The sequence below is a fragment of the Sphingomonas sp. genome, from assembly GCF_017304635.1.
Classification (GTDB): Bacteria; Pseudomonadota; Alphaproteobacteria; order Sphingomonadales; family Sphingomonadaceae; genus Sphingomonas.
The window spans coordinates 277,887-294,020 of record NZ_JAFKMA010000004.1; the positions used below are offsets into that span (position 1 = coordinate 277,887).

At 68.5% G+C, this 16,134-nt stretch carries 13 protein-coding genes; 12 read left to right on the top strand and 1 reads right to left on the bottom strand.

The genetic code is table 11. The annotated features are described in order from the left end of the window. Positions 1–3: 3 nt before the first annotated feature. From J0I47_RS13165 to J0I47_RS13215, 11 genes are all read left to right on the top strand, one after another. Entirely contained in the window at positions 4–3,237 is a 3,234-nt protein-coding gene (locus J0I47_RS13165) for a CusA/CzcA family heavy metal efflux RND transporter (protein ID WP_294047443.1), read from the top strand. A gap of 46 nt (positions 3,238–3,283) precedes the next feature. Further along, positions 3,284–3,493: a hypothetical protein gene (locus tag J0I47_RS13170; RefSeq protein ID WP_294047444.1), complete on the top strand. Its 210-nt coding sequence runs from the start codon at positions 3,284–3,286 to the stop codon at positions 3,491–3,493. A 29-nt stretch (positions 3,494–3,522) separates the two neighbouring features. Beyond that, positions 3,523–3,858 (top strand): DUF190 domain-containing protein, encoded by a 336-nt coding sequence (locus J0I47_RS13175; RefSeq protein WP_294047445.1) that lies wholly within the window; start codon positions 3,523–3,525, stop codon positions 3,856–3,858. After that, the gene (locus J0I47_RS13180; RefSeq protein WP_294047446.1) at positions 3,855–4,844 is read left to right on the top strand and encodes a cation diffusion facilitator family transporter; all 990 of its coding nucleotides are present in this window, start codon (positions 3,855–3,857) and stop codon (positions 4,842–4,844) included. Before J0I47_RS13175 ends, J0I47_RS13180 begins: the two co-directional genes overlap by 4 nt. A 147-nt stretch (positions 4,845–4,991) precedes the next feature. Then, complete coding sequence (locus tag J0I47_RS13185) at positions 4,992–5,678, top strand: transporter (RefSeq protein ID WP_294047447.1); 687 nt, start codon at positions 4,992–4,994, stop codon at positions 5,676–5,678. A 123-nt stretch (positions 5,679–5,801) separates the two neighbouring features. Next, positions 5,802–6,167 (top strand): hypothetical protein, encoded by a 366-nt coding sequence (locus J0I47_RS13190; RefSeq protein WP_294047448.1) that lies wholly within the window; start codon positions 5,802–5,804, stop codon positions 6,165–6,167. A gap of 98 nt (positions 6,168–6,265) precedes the next feature. Further along, complete coding sequence (locus J0I47_RS13195) at positions 6,266–6,556, top strand: hypothetical protein (RefSeq protein ID WP_294047449.1); 291 nt, start codon at positions 6,266–6,268, stop codon at positions 6,554–6,556. A gap of 96 nt (positions 6,557–6,652) precedes the next feature. Then, positions 6,653–7,882: a TolC family protein gene (locus tag J0I47_RS13200; RefSeq protein ID WP_294047450.1), complete on the top strand. Its 1,230-nt coding sequence runs from the start codon at positions 6,653–6,655 to the stop codon at positions 7,880–7,882. Then, positions 7,879–9,090 carry an efflux RND transporter periplasmic adaptor subunit gene (locus tag J0I47_RS13205; RefSeq protein ID WP_294047451.1) on the top strand — a complete coding sequence of 404 codons (1,212 nt, stop codon included), beginning with the start codon at positions 7,879–7,881 and terminating at the stop codon, positions 9,088–9,090. Before J0I47_RS13200 ends, J0I47_RS13205 begins: the two co-directional genes overlap by 4 nt. Further along, entirely contained in the window at positions 9,087–12,233 is a 3,147-nt protein-coding gene (locus tag J0I47_RS13210; protein WP_294047452.1) for an efflux RND transporter permease subunit, read from the top strand. The genes J0I47_RS13205 and J0I47_RS13210 overlap by 4 nt, the downstream gene beginning before the upstream one ends. Beyond that, positions 12,230–12,577, top strand: coding sequence for a copper-binding protein (locus J0I47_RS13215; RefSeq protein WP_294047453.1), 348 nt, complete (start codon positions 12,230–12,232; stop codon positions 12,575–12,577). The genes J0I47_RS13210 and J0I47_RS13215 overlap by 4 nt, the downstream gene beginning before the upstream one ends. A gap of 242 nt (positions 12,578–12,819) precedes the next feature. Here J0I47_RS13215 and gyrB read toward each other — a convergent pair whose 3' ends face one another. After that, positions 12,820–15,315 (bottom strand): DNA topoisomerase (ATP-hydrolyzing) subunit B, encoded by a 2,496-nt coding sequence (gene gyrB / locus J0I47_RS13220; protein ID WP_294047454.1) that lies wholly within the window; start codon positions 15,313–15,315, stop codon positions 12,820–12,822. 161 nt (positions 15,316–15,476) lie between these two features. On the opposite strand from gyrB, the gene J0I47_RS13225 reads away from it, so the two are divergent. Next, positions 15,477–16,118 carry a choice-of-anchor C family protein gene (locus J0I47_RS13225; protein ID WP_294047455.1) on the top strand — a complete coding sequence of 214 codons (642 nt, stop codon included), beginning with the start codon at positions 15,477–15,479 and terminating at the stop codon, positions 16,116–16,118. The last annotated feature ends 16 nt before the right edge of the window (positions 16,119–16,134 follow it).

A 16,134-nucleotide genomic window follows, 5' to 3' on the forward strand; every position in this document is an offset into this window, starting at 1 on the left:
GCCATGATCGCCAACCTCATGGCGCTGTCCGTCCGGGCGCGCTGGGCCGTCGTGGCCTTCTTCCTCGTCGTCGCCGGCGTCGGCGCCTGGCAGCTGACCCGGCTGCCGATCGACGCCGTTCCCGACATCACCAACAACCAGGTGCAGATCAACACGGTGGAACGCGGGCTGTCGCCGATCGAGATCGAGAAGCGCGTCACCTTCCCGATCGAGACGGCACTGGCCGGCATTCCCGGCCTTGAGACCACCCGCTCGCTGTCGCGCAACGGGTTCAGCCAGGTCAGCGCCATCTTCACCGACAAGACCGACCTCTACTTCGCGCGGCAGCAGGTCAGCGAACGGATCGCCCAGGCCCGCGACAGCCTGCCGGACGGCGTCCAGCCGCAGATCGGCCCGGTCACTACGGGCCTCGGCGAGGTCTTCATGTATGCGGTCGACTTCACCAACCCGGGCGGCAGGGGCGCCAAGGTCATAAACGGCAGGCCCGGCTGGCAGTCCGACGGCAGCTTCCTCACCCCCGAGGGCGACCGACTGACCGACGACGTGTCGCGTTCCGCCTACCTGCGCACGGTGCAGGACTGGATCATCCGGCCGCAGCTGCGCACCGTCCAGGGCGTCGCCGGCATCGACTCGATCGGCGGATACGAGAAGACCTACGTCGTCGAGCCGGACCCGGTGAAGCTCGGCAACTACGGCGTCTCGTATTCCGAGCTGGCGAAGGCGCTCGAGGCCGCCAACCTCTCGGTCGGCGCCAACTTCTTCAACCGCGGCGGCGAGGCGTTCCTTGTGCGCGGCGACGCCCGCATCAAGGACATCGACGAGATCGCCGACGCCATCATCGCGACGCGCGGCGGCGTGCCGGTCGCGGTCAAGAGCGTCGCGACCGTGCGGATCGGAGGCGACCTTCGGACCGGCGCCGCCAGCATGAACGGGCACGAGGTCGTGGTCGGCACCGCGCTGATGCTGATCGGCGGCAACAGCCGCATCGTCGCCCGCAGCGTCGGCGACAAGATTGCGGAGGTCACGAAGTCGCTCCCGCCTGGCATCAAGGTCACGACGACGCTCGACCGCTCGGTGCTCGTCAATGCGACCGTCGGAACGGTGCAGAAGAACCTCGCCGAGGGGGCCGTGCTGGTCGCCGCGGCGCTGTTCCTGCTGCTCGGGAACGTGCGCGCGGCGATCATCGCCGTGCTCATCATCCCCTTCTCGTTCCTAATGATGGCGATGGGGATGAACGCTTTCGGGGTGCCCGGTAACCTGATGAGCCTGGGCGCGCTCGACTTCGGTCTCATCGTCGACGGCGCGGTGATCATCATCGAAAACTGCCTGCGACGCCTCGCCGAGCGACAACACAGGGAAGGACGATTGCTAGCGCTTCGGGAACGCCTGGAGGAGACGATGCGGGCGAGCCAGGAGATGATCAAGCCGACCGTCTTCGGCCAGGCGATCATCTTCCTCGCCTTCGCCCCCCTGCTGATGTTCACCGGGGTCGAGGGCAAGACGTTCTCGCCGATGGCGATCACCATCATGCTGGCGCTGGCGGCGGCGTTCATCCTCGCCCTGACGTTCGTGCCGGCGATGGTGGCGCTGCTCATCCGCGGCAAGGTGGCGGAAAAGGAGGTGTGGATCGTCGCCCGCATCAAGGAGCGGTATGCGCCGATCCTCGAGCAGGCGGTGGCGCGGCCATGGCCGTTCATCGCCGCCGGCTTCGGCTTCTTCGCGGCCGCCATCCTGGCGTTCGGGTTCCTGGGACAGGAGTTCATCCCCCAGCTCGACGAGAAGAACGTGGCGCTCGCGTCTAGCCGCGTGCCCTCGGTCTCGATGGAGCAGTCGCTGAAGATGCAGCGCGGCGTCGAGCGGGCGGTCACCAGCCTGCCCGAGGTGGCGCTGATGTTCTCCAAGACCGGCACGGCGGAGGTGGCGACCGACCCGATGCCGTCCAACATCTCGGACGGGTTCGTGATCCTCAAGCCGCAGGACCAGTGGCCGGCCAGGGTGGAGACCAAGGCCGACGTGCTGAAGCGGATCGAGGAGAAGACCGGCGGTCAGATCGGCAACGCGTTCGAGGTCAGCCAGCCGATCCAGCTTCGCTTCAACGAACTCATCGCCGGCGTGCGCGGCGACGTCGCCATCAAGCTATACGGCGACGACCTCGACAAGATGAGCGCATCGGCGGCCAACATCGTGAAGGCGCTCCAGGCCATACCGGGCGCGGCCGACGTGAAGGCGGAGCAGACCAGCGGATCGCCGACGCTCGACGTCCGGTTCGACCGGGCGGCGATCGCGCGCTATGGCCTGACGGTCGAGGAGGTGGCCGACACGGTCGCCGCCGCGATGGGCGGCCGCGAGGCCGGACTGGTGTTCGAGGGGGACCGCCGCTTCGCGGTCCAGGTCCGCGTGCCGATGGCGTCGCGCGACAACCTCGACGCGCTGCGCAACCTGCCCGTCCTGCTGCCGCCGGAGCAGACCGAGCGGCGGGGCTCGGTCCCGCTGTGGCAGGTGGCGCAGTTCCGCTTCAGCGAGGGCCTCAACCAGATCAGCCGCGAGAACGGCAAGCGCCGCATCGTCATCCAGGCGAACGTGCGCGGACGGGACGTCGGCTCGTTCGTCGCCGAGGCGATGCCGAAGGTCGAGAAGGTCGGCGTGCCGACGGGCTCCTACCTCGAATGGGGTGGGCAATTCCAGAACCTACAGGCGGCGTCCGACCGGCTCTCGATCGTCGTGCCCATCTGCTTCGCGGCGATCTTCGCGCTGCTCTACTTCGCGCTCGGCGGGTTCGCACGCGCGCTGGCGGTGTTCGCCGCTGTGCCGCTAGGCCTGGCGGGCGGCGTGTTCACGCTGCTGATGACCGGCATCGCGTTCTCGGTGTCGGCGGCGGTGGGGTTCATCTGCCTGGCCGGCGTCGCGGTCCTCAACGGACTGGTGGTGATGAGCGCCATCAGGGAACGGCTCGAGGACGGCGTCGAGCTAAGCCGCGCGATCATCGACGGGACGTTCGAGCGCGTCCGGCCGGTCATCATGACCGGGTTCGTCCCGGCGATCGGGTTCGTGCCGATGGCGCTCGCGCACGGCACCGGCGCGGAGGTGCAGAAGCCGCTCGCGATGGTCGTCATCGGTGGCCTCGTCGCCGCCACGGTGCTGACGCTGCTCGTGCTGCCGGCCATCTCCAAGGTCGTGCTCGGGGCGATCGAGCGCCGCCGGCCGGCATCGCCCGCGATCGAGGGAGCGGGACGATGACGCGGCGGCATCCGCGTCCCGGGACGACAGGAAGAGGAGGAACTGCATGGCCGTGATCAAGTCGCTCGCCGCGGGCGCGGTGACGTCGCTCGTGATCGCCAACCTCGTGCACGAGGACGGCGGGACCGGCGCCCAGATGCTCGGCTCGACCGAGGTCACCGTGCTGGATCACCGCGTCGCCTGGTCCTGGACGGTGTTCGCGATCGCGACGGTGGCCGTCTGGCTGTTGTTCAAGGCGGTGGACGGCTCGCGTTGAGCGCGGCGGGAAAAGGAAGGGACACGGAAATGACGAGGATGACGAAGCTGCTGCGCATCTACACCGACGAAGCCGCCTTCTACGGCGACCGCAAGGTCTTCGAGGTGGTCGCGGCGCGCGCACGCGACGCGAAGATGGCGGGCGCGACCGTGCTGCGCGCGCTGTTCGGGTTCGGCCACTCGGCGCACGAGCACCGCAAGCACTTCCTCGAGGACGACCAGTCGCTCGTGATCGAGATCGTCGACGACGATGCGCGGCTTCGCGCGTTCGTCGACGGACTGGCCGACATCTCGGGCATCGGCCTCATCACGCTCGAGGCGGTCGAGGTCCTGGGCGGCGACAACATGGTGGAGACGGGGCGATGAGCGCGGCAGGAGGGGAAAAGGCTTTGCAGGACCACGACCACGGCGACCACGCGGGGCACGACCACGGGGGCGACGGCCACGCCCATGGCGGGCACGGACACAGCCACGCCCCCGCGCGCTTCGGCAGGGCGTTCGCGATCGGCACGGCGCTCAACGTCGGATTCGTCGTCGTCGAGGCGACGTATGGGCTGATCGCCGGGTCGGTCGCGCTGCTCGCCGACGCGGGCCACAACCTCAGCGACGTGCTCGGGCTGCTGATCGCGTGGGGCGCCGCGACGCTCGCGAGGCGATCGCCGAAGGGGCGCTACACCTACGGTCTGCGCAGCTCATCGATCCTCGCCGCGCTGCTCAACGCGCTGCTGCTGCTGGTGGCGATCGGCGTGATCGCGGTCGAGGCGGTCCGGCGGTTCGCCGAACCAAGTCCGGTCGCCGGCACGACCGTGATGATCGTGGCCGCCATCGGCATCGTGGTGAACGGCGCCACCGCGCTGCTCTTCATGAGCGGGCGCAAGGGCGACCTCAACATCCGGGGCGCGTTCCTCCACATGGCGGCGGACGCCGGCGTGTCGGCCGGCGTCGTGGTGGCAGGTCTCATCATCGTCCTGACGGGCGTGACGTGGATCGACCCCGTCACCAGCCTGGTGATCGTCGCGGTGGTGGCGATCAGCACCTGGGGGCTGCTGCGGGATTCGGTGAACATGAGCCTGCAGGCGGCGCCTCCCGGCGTCGATCCGGCGAGGATCGGCGCGTTCCTGCGCAAGCAGCGCGGCGTGAAGGGCGTCCACGACCTGCACGTCTGGCCGCTCAGCACGACCGAGACCGCGCTGACGGTGCACCTGCTGGTGCCGGAAGGCTATCCCGGCGACGCCTACACCGCCCAGCTCGCGGCGGCGCTGAAGGAGCGGTTCGAGATCGACCACGCGACGATCCAGATCGAGACCGATCCGGACGCCGACTGCCCGCTCGAACCCGACCACGTCGTATGAGCGCGATGACCGGCCAGGCCCAACGGCCGACGCGGTGCTTCGGACGGAAGGACGGCGCTTGATCGCCTTGCGCGACCCCACCGTCGACGAACGGCCCAGACCGGCGCACATCGGTAGCTGCAAGACCCATTCGCGAGGGAATCCACGATGCTGGCACTGACCTACACGGTGTTCCCCCTGCTCGCCGTCCTGGCGGGCGCGGTCGTCGCGGTGCTGCGGCCGCCGGGTCCGAAGCTGTCCAGCGCGATCCAGCATCTCGCTGCGGGCGTCGTCTTCGCCGCCGCGGCGGCCGAGATCCTGCCGCAGGTGGTCCACGGTGGGTCGCCGGCCGCGACGCTGATCGGCGGTGCCGCGGGCGTGGTCGCGATGCTGTCGCTGAAGTCGCTCGAGGGCCGGTTCGAGGGACCGCTCGGGATGCTCGGCGCGGTCGGCACCGACATCCTGATCGACGGGCTGGTGCTCGGACTGGCGTTCATCGCCGGAGCCAAGGCCGGCATCCTCCTGACGGTGGCGCTGACGCTTGAGGTGCTCTTCCTCGGCGTGACGGTCACCGAGGAGCTGGGGGCGACGGTGCGGTCCAAGGCCAGGATCGTGGCGACCACTGCGGGACTCGGGCTGCTGCTGCCTGTCGGCGTCCTGCTGGCGACGCCCGTCGCCGGCTTCCCGCCTGCGGTCATCGCCGGGTTCCTCAGCTTCGGGCTAATCGCGCTGCTCTACCTGGTCACCGAGGAACTGCTGGTAGAGGCGCACGCCAAGCCCGACAGCCCGCTCATCAGCGCGATGTTCTTCGTCGGCTTCCTGGGATTGCTCCTGCTCGAGGAGGTCATGGGTTGAGATCCATTGGTCCGGTGAAAAGCACCGCTGCCGCGGATCTCGAGTGTAACCGCTCGGGTCCGCCGTGCGAACGACAGGGATGGTCCGATTGACAGCCCGACCGCAACGCCACAGGATGAAGACGTGAAGCGCATCGCCACCCTGCTTCTCCTCCTGGGAGTCATCGTCGGCCTCGCCGGCCGGCCGGTGCAGGCATCAACGCCGCCGATGGCCGCGATGAGCATGGCGAAGATGTCGCAGGCCGACATGGCGGCGATGCCAGACTGCATGGCGAAGATGTCAAAGGACGCCGAGCACAAGCCCTGCAAGTGCGGCATGGGCGGATGCATCGCCATGATGGCCTCGGGCGCCAGCCTGATGCTCGCCGACGGAACTTCCGCGATCGCCCCCAGCGTCGCGAGCAAGCGGCTGGACCGACCCTCGGCCATAGCGGCTCTGCACGGCAGGACGACCGCACCGGAACCCGAGCCCCCCACACTCCTTGGTTGAACCGAACGGCGCCGGAACGCGCCCCGCCGTGTCGTGCCCAGCACGCGCCGCAGGGTGACCGTCCGACGCCCCGCCGCGTCACAACCAAGGAAATCACCATGAACATCTACATCCGCGCAGCCGCGATGGCGGCCGCGCTTGCCTCGTCCGCCTCGGCCGTTCCGGCGTTCGCCGACACGACCTCCTCTCCGCAGACCGGCCACTTCGAGTGGCGAACCCAGCCGTCCTATGGTCCCCGCGCGCCCACGCGCGCGCCGGTCCGCGTATGGGTCGGCGACGCCAGGCCGATGGCCTCGGCCTGCGACTGCCCGATGATGCGCGGCAGCCAGGCGCAGGCATCCGCCTGCATGGGCATGTCAGCTACGGATCGCGCCGACCCAAGAGGCTGAACGGGTCGTCGACGCGGGGCGCAGCCGGTGGTCGGACCCATCGGCTGCGCTTCCGCGCGATGGACCGCGTCGCTTCCCATCCAACGGGAGACCGTGATGAAGGCACTATGCATATTGCTGCTCGGTGCGGCGCTGCCATCGGCGGCGCTGGCCGGACCGCTGACGTTCGACGATGCGCTGGCCAAGGCGAAGGCGGGCGCTCCCTCGGTGAAGGCCAAGGCGCTCAGCGCCGACGCGACGCGCTCGGCCCGCATCGCTGCCGGCCAGCTACCCGATCCCAAGCTCGCGCTCGGGATCGACAGCTTCCCGATATCGGGGGCGCTGGCATTCCAGCCCTCGCGCGATAATTTCACCTGGGCGAGGGTCGGCGTCTCGCAGGACATCCCCAACCTCGCCAAGCGCCGCGCCCAGCGCGGGCGGGCCGACGCCGACATCGCGGTCGCCGACGCCGGGACGCTCGTCGAGATCCGCACGGTCGAGGTGCAGACCGCGATCGCCTGGATCAACCTAGCCTATGCGGAGCGGCGGCTCGCCGCGCTCGACGACGTGCTCGCCAGGCTCGGCCGCATCGTCCGGACGGCCCCCAGCGCAGTGGCGTCGGGCAACGCCCGTCCGGCGCAGACGCTTGCGGGACGCGCGGCGCTCGCCCGACTGCAGGATCGCCGCGACGAGCTGGTGTCGGCGGTCGCGCGCGCCAAGGCGGACCTGACCCGCTGGACCGGCGAGGCCGACCCCGAGATCGCCGGTGCGGTTCCGGACCTGACCGTCGATCCGGCGAGGCTCCGAGCGGGGCTCGAACGCCACCCCTCGCTCGCACTGCTGACGGCGCAGGCCGGCCGGGCGGACGCCGACCTGCGGCTCGCGCAGGCGGATCGCCGCCCGGACCTCGGCCTCGACCTGTCCTACCAGCGGCGCGACCCGCGTTTCGGCGACTATGTGTCGGCAGGCGTGACGATCGGGCTGCCGCTGTTCAAGAAGCGCCGGCAGGATCCGCTGATCGCCGCGCGCGCCGCCGATGCCGGCAGCGCCCGCGCCGACGCCGACGCGGCCTTGCGCGCGCTGACCGCCGACCTCGAGGCCGGCCTCGCCGACCACGTCATGCACCACGCCCAGTGGATGCGCGCGCGCGACGTGCTCCAGCCACTCGCGCAGGAGCGTGTGACGCTGGAAGTGGCGAGCTACGCCGCCGGCCGCGCCAGCCTGGTCGACCTAGTCGACGCCCATTCCGCGCTCGCCGACGCGATCCTCGAGACGCTCGACCGCGAAGCGACCGTCGCAGCCGACGGCGTCCGGCTCAACCTCCTGTTCGGGAACACCGACCTATGACCCTCAATTCGCTTCAGCGATCGAAGCTCGCCGCCGCCTTCGCCGCCGTCACGCTCGTGGCCGGCGCAGGTGGCTACTATCTCGCCGGATCGCGCGGCGCGGCATCGGCGACCGCCGACACCGGGCGCAAGCCGCTCTATTACTATGATCCGATGGTGCCCGGCGAGCACTATGACAACCCGGATTCGCTCTCCTCGATGGGGATGAAGACGGTCCCGAAATACGCCGACGACAGCGGCGGTCCGACCGCTGTTCCGGGCGTCAGGATCGATCCGTCGTCGATGCAGAGCCTCGGCATCCGGCTGGCGACGGCAACCAACGGCACGCTCGCCGGTTCGCTCGACGTCACCGGCGCGATCGACTTCAACCAGCGCGACGTCGCGATCATCCAGGCGCGCGCCGCCGGATTCGTCCAACGCGTCTATGGGCGGGCGCCTGGCGACGTGATCCGAGCCGGTGCGCCGATCGCCGATGTCCTGGTGCCCGAATGGGGCGGTGCCCAAGGCGAATACGCCGCGGTGGCGAAAACCGGCGATCCGGCGCTGATCGCGGCCGCGCGACAGCGCCTCCGGCTGCTCGGCGCACCCGGCGGCGCGACGGGCGGACGCGGCATGACCACGATCCGCACCCCGATCGGCGGCGTCATCACCACGCTCGACGCGCGTGCCGGCGTGACGCTCGCGGCGGGGCAGACCCTCGCCCAAATCAACGGCCTCGGCACGGTCTGGCTGAACGCCGCCGTGCCCGAAGTGCGCGCCGCCGACGTGCGGGTTGGCCAGGCGGCCACCGCCGAGCTCTCGGGGTTCCCCGGCGAACGCTTCACCGGCCGGGTGATCGCCGTGCTGCCGACCGCGCAGGCCGACAGCCGGACGCTGACCGTGCGCATCGAGCTCGCCAACCGCGACGGACGGCTGCGGCCCGGCATGTTCGCGACCGTTCATCTCGGCGACACGTCACGGTCGGCGCTGCTGGTCCCAAGCGAGGCGGTTATCCGCACCGGCAAGCGCACATTGGTGATGCTCGCTGACGGCAAGGGCCGCTTCCGCCCCGCCGAAGTCCGGATCGGGCGAGACGCCGGCGGCCAGACCGAGATCCTCGCCGGACTCGCTGCTGGCGAGAAGGTCGTCGCCTCGGGCCAGTTCCTGCTCGACAGCGAAGCGAGCCTGACCGGCATCGCGGCGCGTCCGATCTCGGGCAACGCGAAGTGATCGCCCGGATCATCGAGGCGTCGGTCCGGCTGCGCATCCTCGTCCTGCTCGCGGCGCTCACGCTCGTCGCGGTCGGCATCGGCGCGGTGCGCTCGACACCGGTCGATGCGCTGCCCGACCTGTCGGACGTGCAGGTCATCATACGGACAACCTATCCGGGGCAGGCACCGCGCATCGTCGAGGACCAGGTCACGTATCCGATCGCGACGACGATGCTGTCCGTCCCCGGCGCGCGCGTCGTGCGCGGCTATTCGTTCGTCGGCGACAGCTTCGTCTACGTGCTGTTCGACGAGGGCACCGACCTCTACTGGGCGCGCAGCCGCGTGCTCGAATATCTGAGCCAGGTGCAGGGCAGGTTGCCCGAGGGCGCGAAGGCGTCCCTCGGCCCCGATGCGACCGGGGTTGGCTGGATCTACGAATATGCGCTGGTCGACCGCACCGGCCACCACGACCTCGCGCAATTGCGGAGCATCCAGGACTGGTTCCTGCGCTACGAGCTGAAGACGGTGCCGGGCGTCGCCGAGGTTGCCAGCATCGGCGGCATGGTGAAGCAGTATCAGGTCATCCTCGATCCGCAGAAGCTCGCATCCTACGGCATCACGCACGAAGCGGTGATCGAGGCGCTCAAGCGCGGCAACCAGGAGAGCGGCGGCTCGGTGCTCGAGATGGCCGAGGCCGAATACATCGTCCGCTCGACCGGCTACCTCGCCTCGCTCGACGATTTCCGGGCGATCCCGCTCAAGACCGTTGGCGGCACACCGGTGACGCTCGGCGACGTCGCTACGATCCAAGTTGGTCCCGACATGCGGCGCGGCGTCGCCGAACTCAACGGCCAAGGCGAGGTCGCCGGCGGTGTCATCGTCATGCGCCAGGGCAAGAACGCGCGCGAGGTCATAGACGGCGTGCGGACCAAGCTCGCCGAGTTGAAGAAGAGTCTGCCGCCCGGCGTCGAGGTGGTGACGACCTACGACCGTTCGGGGTTGATCGACCGCGCGGTCGACAACCTCACCGGCAAGCTGATCGAGGAGTTCATCGTCGTCGCGCTCGTCTGCGGGCTGTTCCTGTGGCACGCGCGGTCGGCGCTGGTCGCGATCCTGACGTTGCCGCTCGGCATCTTGGCGGCGTTCATGGCGATGCGCGTCCAAGGAATCAACGCCAACATCCTGTCCTTGGGTGGGATCGCCATCGCGATCGGCGCGATGGTCGATGCGGCGGTGGTGATGATCGAGAACGCGCACAAGCATCTCGAACATTGGGATCGCGATCATCCCGACGAAACGCTGGACGGGACGGAGCGATGGCGCGTCATCACGGCGGCCGCCGTCGAGGTCGGCCCTGCGCTCTTCCTCTCGCTGCTGATCATCACCTTCTCGTTCGTGCCGATCTTCTCGCTCCAGGGGCAGGAGGGACGGCTGTTCGCGCCGCTCGCCTTCACCAAGACCTACGCCATGGCCGGAGCGGCGATCCTTTCGATCACGCTGATCCCGGTGCTGATGGGCTACCTGATCCGGGGACGCATCCCTTCGGAAGGCGCCAACCCGATCAACCGCGTGCTCACCCGTGTCTATCGGCCCGCGCTCGACTGGGTGCTGGCGCGGCCGAAGAAGGCGCTGGTGATCGCCGGTCTCGTGTTCGCGACCAGCATCTGGCCGATCAGCCAGCTCGGCGGCGAGTTCATTCCACAGATGAACGAGGGTGACCTGCTCTACATGCCCTCGGCTCTACCTGGCATCTCGACCGCCAAGGCGGGCCAGCTGCTCCAGCTGACCGACCGCATGATCAAGACCGTGCCCGAGGTGGAGAGCGTATTCGGCAAGGCCGGACGCGCCGACACAGCGACCGATCCCGCGCCGCTCGAGATGTTCGAGACGACGATCCGCTTCAAGCCGAAGGACCAGTGGCGGCCCGGCATGACGCAGGCGAAGCTGATCGACGAGTTGGACCGTGCAGTCAGGGTGCCCGGGCTCGCCAACTTCTGGATCCCGCCGATCCGCAACCGCGTCGACATGCTGTCGACCGGCATCAAGAGCCCGATCGGGATCAAGGTCTCAGGCTCGAACCTGGCCGAGATCGACGCGACGGCGCGGGAGATCGAGCAGGTGGCGAAGACCGTGCCCGGTGTGAGTTCGGCGCTGGCCGAACGACTGACCGGCGGACGCTACATCGACGTCAGGATCAACCGCGCGGCTGCAGCGCGTTACGGGCTCAACATCGCCGACGTCCAGTCGGTCGTCTCGAGCGCGATCGGCGGCGAGACGGTAGGCCAGACCGTCGAGGGCCTCGCGCGCTACCCGATCAGCGTGCGCTATCCGCGCGAGCTGCGCGACAACATCGACGCCCTGCGCGACCTGCCGGTGCTCACCCCGTCATTGCAACAGGTGACGCTCGGGACCGTGGCCGACATCTCGGTCGGCGACGGGCCGCCGATGCTGCGCACCGAGAACGGCCGGCCGGTGACGTGGATATACGTCGACGGCCGCGGCGCGCCGTTGACGACCATCGTCGGCAATCTCCAGCAGGCGATCGGCGCCAAGGTGAAGCTGCCGCCCGGGATCAGCGTCAGCTACACCGGGCAGTTCGAGTTCCTGCAGCGCGCGGTCGAGCGGCTGAAGATCGTCGTGCCCGCGACGCTGCTGATCATCTTCCTGCTGCTCTACGCGACGTTCCGGCGGCTCGACGAGGCCGCGCTGGTGATGGGCACGCTGCCGTTCGCGCTGACCGGGGGCGTGTGGCTGCTCTACCTGCTCGGCTACAACCAGTCGGTCGCAACCGGGGTCGGGTTCATCGCGCTCGCCGGCGTGTCGGCGGAATTCGGCGTGGTCATGCTGATCTACCTGAAGCACGCACTGGCCGACTGCGGACCTTCGCCGGATGGGCAGGCGCTCGAGGCCGCAGTGCGCGAGGGGGCCCTGCTGCGGGTCCGCCCGAAGGCCATGACCGTCGCGGTCATCCTCGCCGGCCTGCTGCCGATCCTCGTCGGGACCGGAACGGGCTCCGAGGTGATGAGCCGCATCGCCGCGCCGATGGTCGGCGGCATGCTGACCGCCCCGCTGCTGTCGATGCTCGTGATCCCGGCTGCATACCTGCTGTTGCGGCGACCGGGCGGCCATCATTCCAATCCCAACGAAGGAGTAGCGAAATGAGTCAGAGGATGTTGCTCGCGGTGGCTCTGCCACTCGCGGTCGCCGCGTGCGGCAAGCCGGCGCCACAGGCAGCTGGGCCCGACAGCGGGTCGATGGCGGGCATGAACATGTCGGCAGAGGCCAAGTCCGGCCGCGGCAGCGGGGCCGTCACCAAGATCGATGCCGCTTCCGGCGAGGTCACGCTGCAGCACGGACCGGTGACCGAGCTCGGATGGCCGGCGATGACGATGACGTTCTCCGGCAAGCCTGGATCGCTCGATCGGCTGAAGGTCGGAGACAAGGTCGACTTCGCCTTTGATTGGGACGGCAAGACTGGAAGGCTGACATCGATCACCAAGCGGTGAGGGTATCATTATGGCGACCCTGTGGGTCGGCGTCGGCCAATCGCCCAGACCGCCGACGCAGGTCGCTGTAGGCTCCGTCGGCGGCTAGCCGGTCGACCAAAATGGGCTGGCCAGTCGAGCCTCGCCGGGCATTCCCGCATAGCTCGCGGATGCCCGTCATTGCGCGGCGCCAGCTTAATCGAGTCCAACAACCGTCCAATTGAGGCCAAAGAAAGCCTAATTGGGTCCGTTAAGAGACGAGCCTAGACGTCCAGATTCGCGACGCTCAGCGCATTGTCCTGGATGAACTCGCGGCGCGGTTCGACCACGTCGCCCATCAGCCGGGTGAAGATCTCGTCGGCGACATCGGCCTGGTCGATCGCCACGCGCAGCATCGAGCGGTTGGTCGGGTCGAGCGTGGTTTCCCACAATTGCTCGGCGTTCATCTCGCCCAGCCCCTTGTAGCGCTGGATCGCGAGGCCCTTGCGCCCCGCCGCCAGCACCGCGTCGAGCAGTTGCGACGGTCGCGCGACCAATGTTTCGCCCTTGCCGATGACGAGCGCTTCGTCCTCCGCTTCGTCACCCTCGGTGTCGATCGCGTCGGCCGGCGTCTCCTCGATCGGGGCCGCGCCCTTGACCGACACCAGCTTGCGCGCGCCGACATAGAGCTCGGCTTCCTCGCCCGCGAGCGCGTGGAGCTTGCGCGCCTCGGCCGAAGTGACGAACGCCGCTTCGACGATGTGGTGGTCGGTCACGCCGCGCCACGCCCGTTCGAAGTGGAAGCCGCCATCCTCGGTCATCCGCGCGGTCCAGCGCGCTTCGGGATCGCCCTGGTCGAGCCGCCGCGTCACTTCGGCGAGCCTTGAAGCGCGGTCGTCGCGCAGGATCTCGGGATCGAGCGCCCCGCCCAGCGCCAGCGTCTCGATGATGACCGGGTCGTAGCGCCGTGGCACGTAGTGCATCAGCGTGCGCATCCGCCGGGCATGCTCGACCAGCTTGGACAGCGGCTCGCCCGAACCGATCCCGTCGAGCGACGTCGCCTGCGTGCCATTGCGCACCAGATAATCGTCGAGCGCGCTTTCGTCCTTCAGATACTCGACCGCCTTGCCGCGCGTCGCCTTGTACAACGGCGGCTGCGCGATCAGCAGGTGCCCGGCCTCAATCAGTTCGGGCATCTGGCGGTAGAAGAAGGTCAGCAGCAGCGTGCGGATATGCGCGCCGTCGACATCGGCGTCGGTCATGATGACGATCTTGTGGTAGCGCAATTTGTCAAGGTTGAACTCGTCGCGGCCGATGCCGGTGCCCATCGCCTGGATCAGGCTGATGATCTCCTTCGACGACAGCATGCGGTCGGTGCGCGCGCGTTCGACGTTCAGGATCTTGCCGCGGATCGGCAGGATCGCCTGGAACTCGCTGTCGCGGCCCGATTTGGCCGAGCCGCCGGCGGAATCGCCCTCGACGATGAACAGTTCGGACTTGGCCGGATCGCGCTCGCGGCAATCGTGCAGTTTGCCCGGGAGCCCGCCGGTGCCCATCACCGACTTGCGGCTGGCGTCGCGCGCCTTGCGCGCGGCTTCGCGCGCGGCGGCGGCGTCGATCACCTTCTGGACGATCGCCCGGGCGTTCTGCGGGTTTTCCTCGAGCCACTCCGCGATTTTGTCGGCGAGCAGGCTTTCGAGCGGCTGGCGCACTTCGGACGAGACGAGCTTGTCCTTGGTCTGCGAGCTGAACTTGGGATCGGGCAGCTTGACCGAGACGATCGCGGTCAGCCCTTCGCGCATGTCGTCGCCGGTCAGCGACACCTTTTCCTTCTTCAATAGGCCGGACTTGTCGGCATAGGCGTTGAGCGTGCGCGTCAGCGCCGAGCGGAACGCCGCCAGATGCGTGCCGCCATCCCGCTGCGGGATGTTGTTGGTGAAGCACAGCACGTTTTCGTAATAGCTGTCGTTCCACTCCAGCGCGACGTCGATGCCGATATCGTCGCGCTGCCCGGCGACCGAGATCGGCTCCGGGAACAGCGGCGTCTTCGTGCGATCGAGCCACTTCACGAACGCCGCGATGCCGCCTTCGTAGAACAGTTCGACGGTCTTCGGCTCTTCGTGGCGGCCATCGGTCAGGAACAGCCGCACGCCCGAATTGAGGAAGGCGAGCTCGCGATAGCGATGCTCCAGCTTCTCGAAATCGAACTCGGTGATCTTGAACGTCGCCGGGCTGGGCAGGAAGGTGACGCGCGTGCCCTTCTGGCTGGGCGCGGCCCGGCCGACGACCTTGAGCGGGGCGACCGCGTCGCCATGGGCGAAGCGCATGTAATGCTCCTCGCCGTCGCGCCAGATCGTCAGGTCGAGCCATTCGCTGAGCGCGTTGACGACCGAGACGCCGACGCCGTGCAGCCCGCCCGACACTTTGTAGGCGTTGTCGTCGCTGGTGTTCTCGAACTTTCCGCCGGCATGGAGCTGAGTCATGATGACCTCGGCCGCGCTGACGCCCTCCTCGGGATGGATGCCGGTCGGGATGCCGCGGCCGTTGTCGGTGACCGACACCGACCCGTCGGCGTTGAGCGCGATGTCGATACGGTCACAATGCCCCGCCAGCGCCTCGTCGATCGCATTGTCCGACACTTCGAACACCATGTGGTGGAGGCCGGAGCCGTCGTCGGTGTCGCCGATATACATGCCGGGCCGCTTGCGTACCGCGTCCAGGCCCTTCAGCACCTTGATCGCGTCGGCGCCGTAATCGTTCTTGTTGGGGTCTTCTGCCATGCCCAGCATATAGGGTCGCGGAGGGTGAAACGGAAGCGAAATGGGCCTCGGGCGCGGGCGGCGGGGTGCATGTGACGCACCGCACAAAAAGTGCGGAACCAATCCAGTTAAGACGACGTTAATGCCACGAACCCGGATCGTTCCGGGTAAAGGGGATTTGTATGCGTATTCTACTGGCCGCGGTCGCTGCCGTCGTCCTGACATCCGGCACCGCGCACGCGGCGGCCTTCACCAACGGCAGCTTCGAATCCGGCATCTCGCCCGGCACGTTCACCACGCTGAACGCCGGCGATTCCTCCTCGATCACCGGGTGGACCGTCACGAGCGGGTCGATCGACTATATCGGTTCGTACTGGCAGGCCGGCAACGGTTCGCGCAGCCTCGATATGTCGGGCAACGGCCCGGGCTCGATCGCGCAGACGTTCGATACGGTCGCCGGCGCGACCTATCAGGTGACGTTCCTGCTCGCGGGCAACACCGACGGCTCGCCGACGACCAAGACCCTGAACGTCTGGGCCGATGGCGGCCGGGCGGCGGGTTATTCGTTCGATACGACCGGCAAGTCGGCGTCGTCGATGGGCTGGACGCAGTTCACGTACAATTTCATGGCGATCGGCGCGTCGACGACGCTGACCTTCTCGTCGACCACCGGCACGGCCTATGGCGCGGCGCTCGACAACGTGACGGTGTCGCGCGTGGCGGCGGTGCCGGAACCGGCGAGCTGGGCGATGCTGATCGCCGGGTTCGGGCTGATGGGCGGCACGTTGCGTCGGCGTCGGACCGCCACTCAAGTAGTCGCGTAGTCGACTGCGACAATTC

What these genes read in the sequence shown, in the direction of transcription:
- J0I47_RS13165 (WP_294047443.1), top strand. Translation starts at nt 4, where the DNA reads ATGATCGCCAACCTCATGGCGCTGTCCGTCCGGGCGCGCTGGGCCGTC.
- J0I47_RS13170 (WP_294047444.1), top strand. Translation starts at nt 3,284, where the DNA reads ATGGCCGTGATCAAGTCGCTCGCCGCGGGCGCGGTGACGTCGCTCGTG.
- J0I47_RS13175 (WP_294047445.1), top strand. Translation starts at nt 3,523, where the DNA reads ATGACGAGGATGACGAAGCTGCTGCGCATCTACACCGACGAAGCCGCC.
- J0I47_RS13180 (WP_294047446.1), top strand. Translation starts at nt 3,855, where the DNA reads ATGAGCGCGGCAGGAGGGGAAAAGGCTTTGCAGGACCACGACCACGGC.
- J0I47_RS13185 (WP_294047447.1), top strand. Translation starts at nt 4,992, where the DNA reads ATGCTGGCACTGACCTACACGGTGTTCCCCCTGCTCGCCGTCCTGGCG.
- J0I47_RS13195 (WP_294047449.1), top strand. Translation starts at nt 6,266, where the DNA reads ATGAACATCTACATCCGCGCAGCCGCGATGGCGGCCGCGCTTGCCTCG.
- J0I47_RS13200 (WP_294047450.1), top strand. Translation starts at nt 6,653, where the DNA reads ATGAAGGCACTATGCATATTGCTGCTCGGTGCGGCGCTGCCATCGGCG.
- J0I47_RS13205 (WP_294047451.1), top strand. Translation starts at nt 7,879, where the DNA reads ATGACCCTCAATTCGCTTCAGCGATCGAAGCTCGCCGCCGCCTTCGCC.
- J0I47_RS13215 (WP_294047453.1), top strand. Translation starts at nt 12,230, where the DNA reads ATGAGTCAGAGGATGTTGCTCGCGGTGGCTCTGCCACTCGCGGTCGCC.
- gyrB (WP_294047454.1), bottom strand. Translation starts at nt 15,315, where the DNA reads ATGGCAGAAGACCCCAACAAGAACGATTACGGCGCCGACGCGATCAAG.
- J0I47_RS13225 (WP_294047455.1), top strand. Translation starts at nt 15,477, where the DNA reads ATGCGTATTCTACTGGCCGCGGTCGCTGCCGTCGTCCTGACATCCGGC.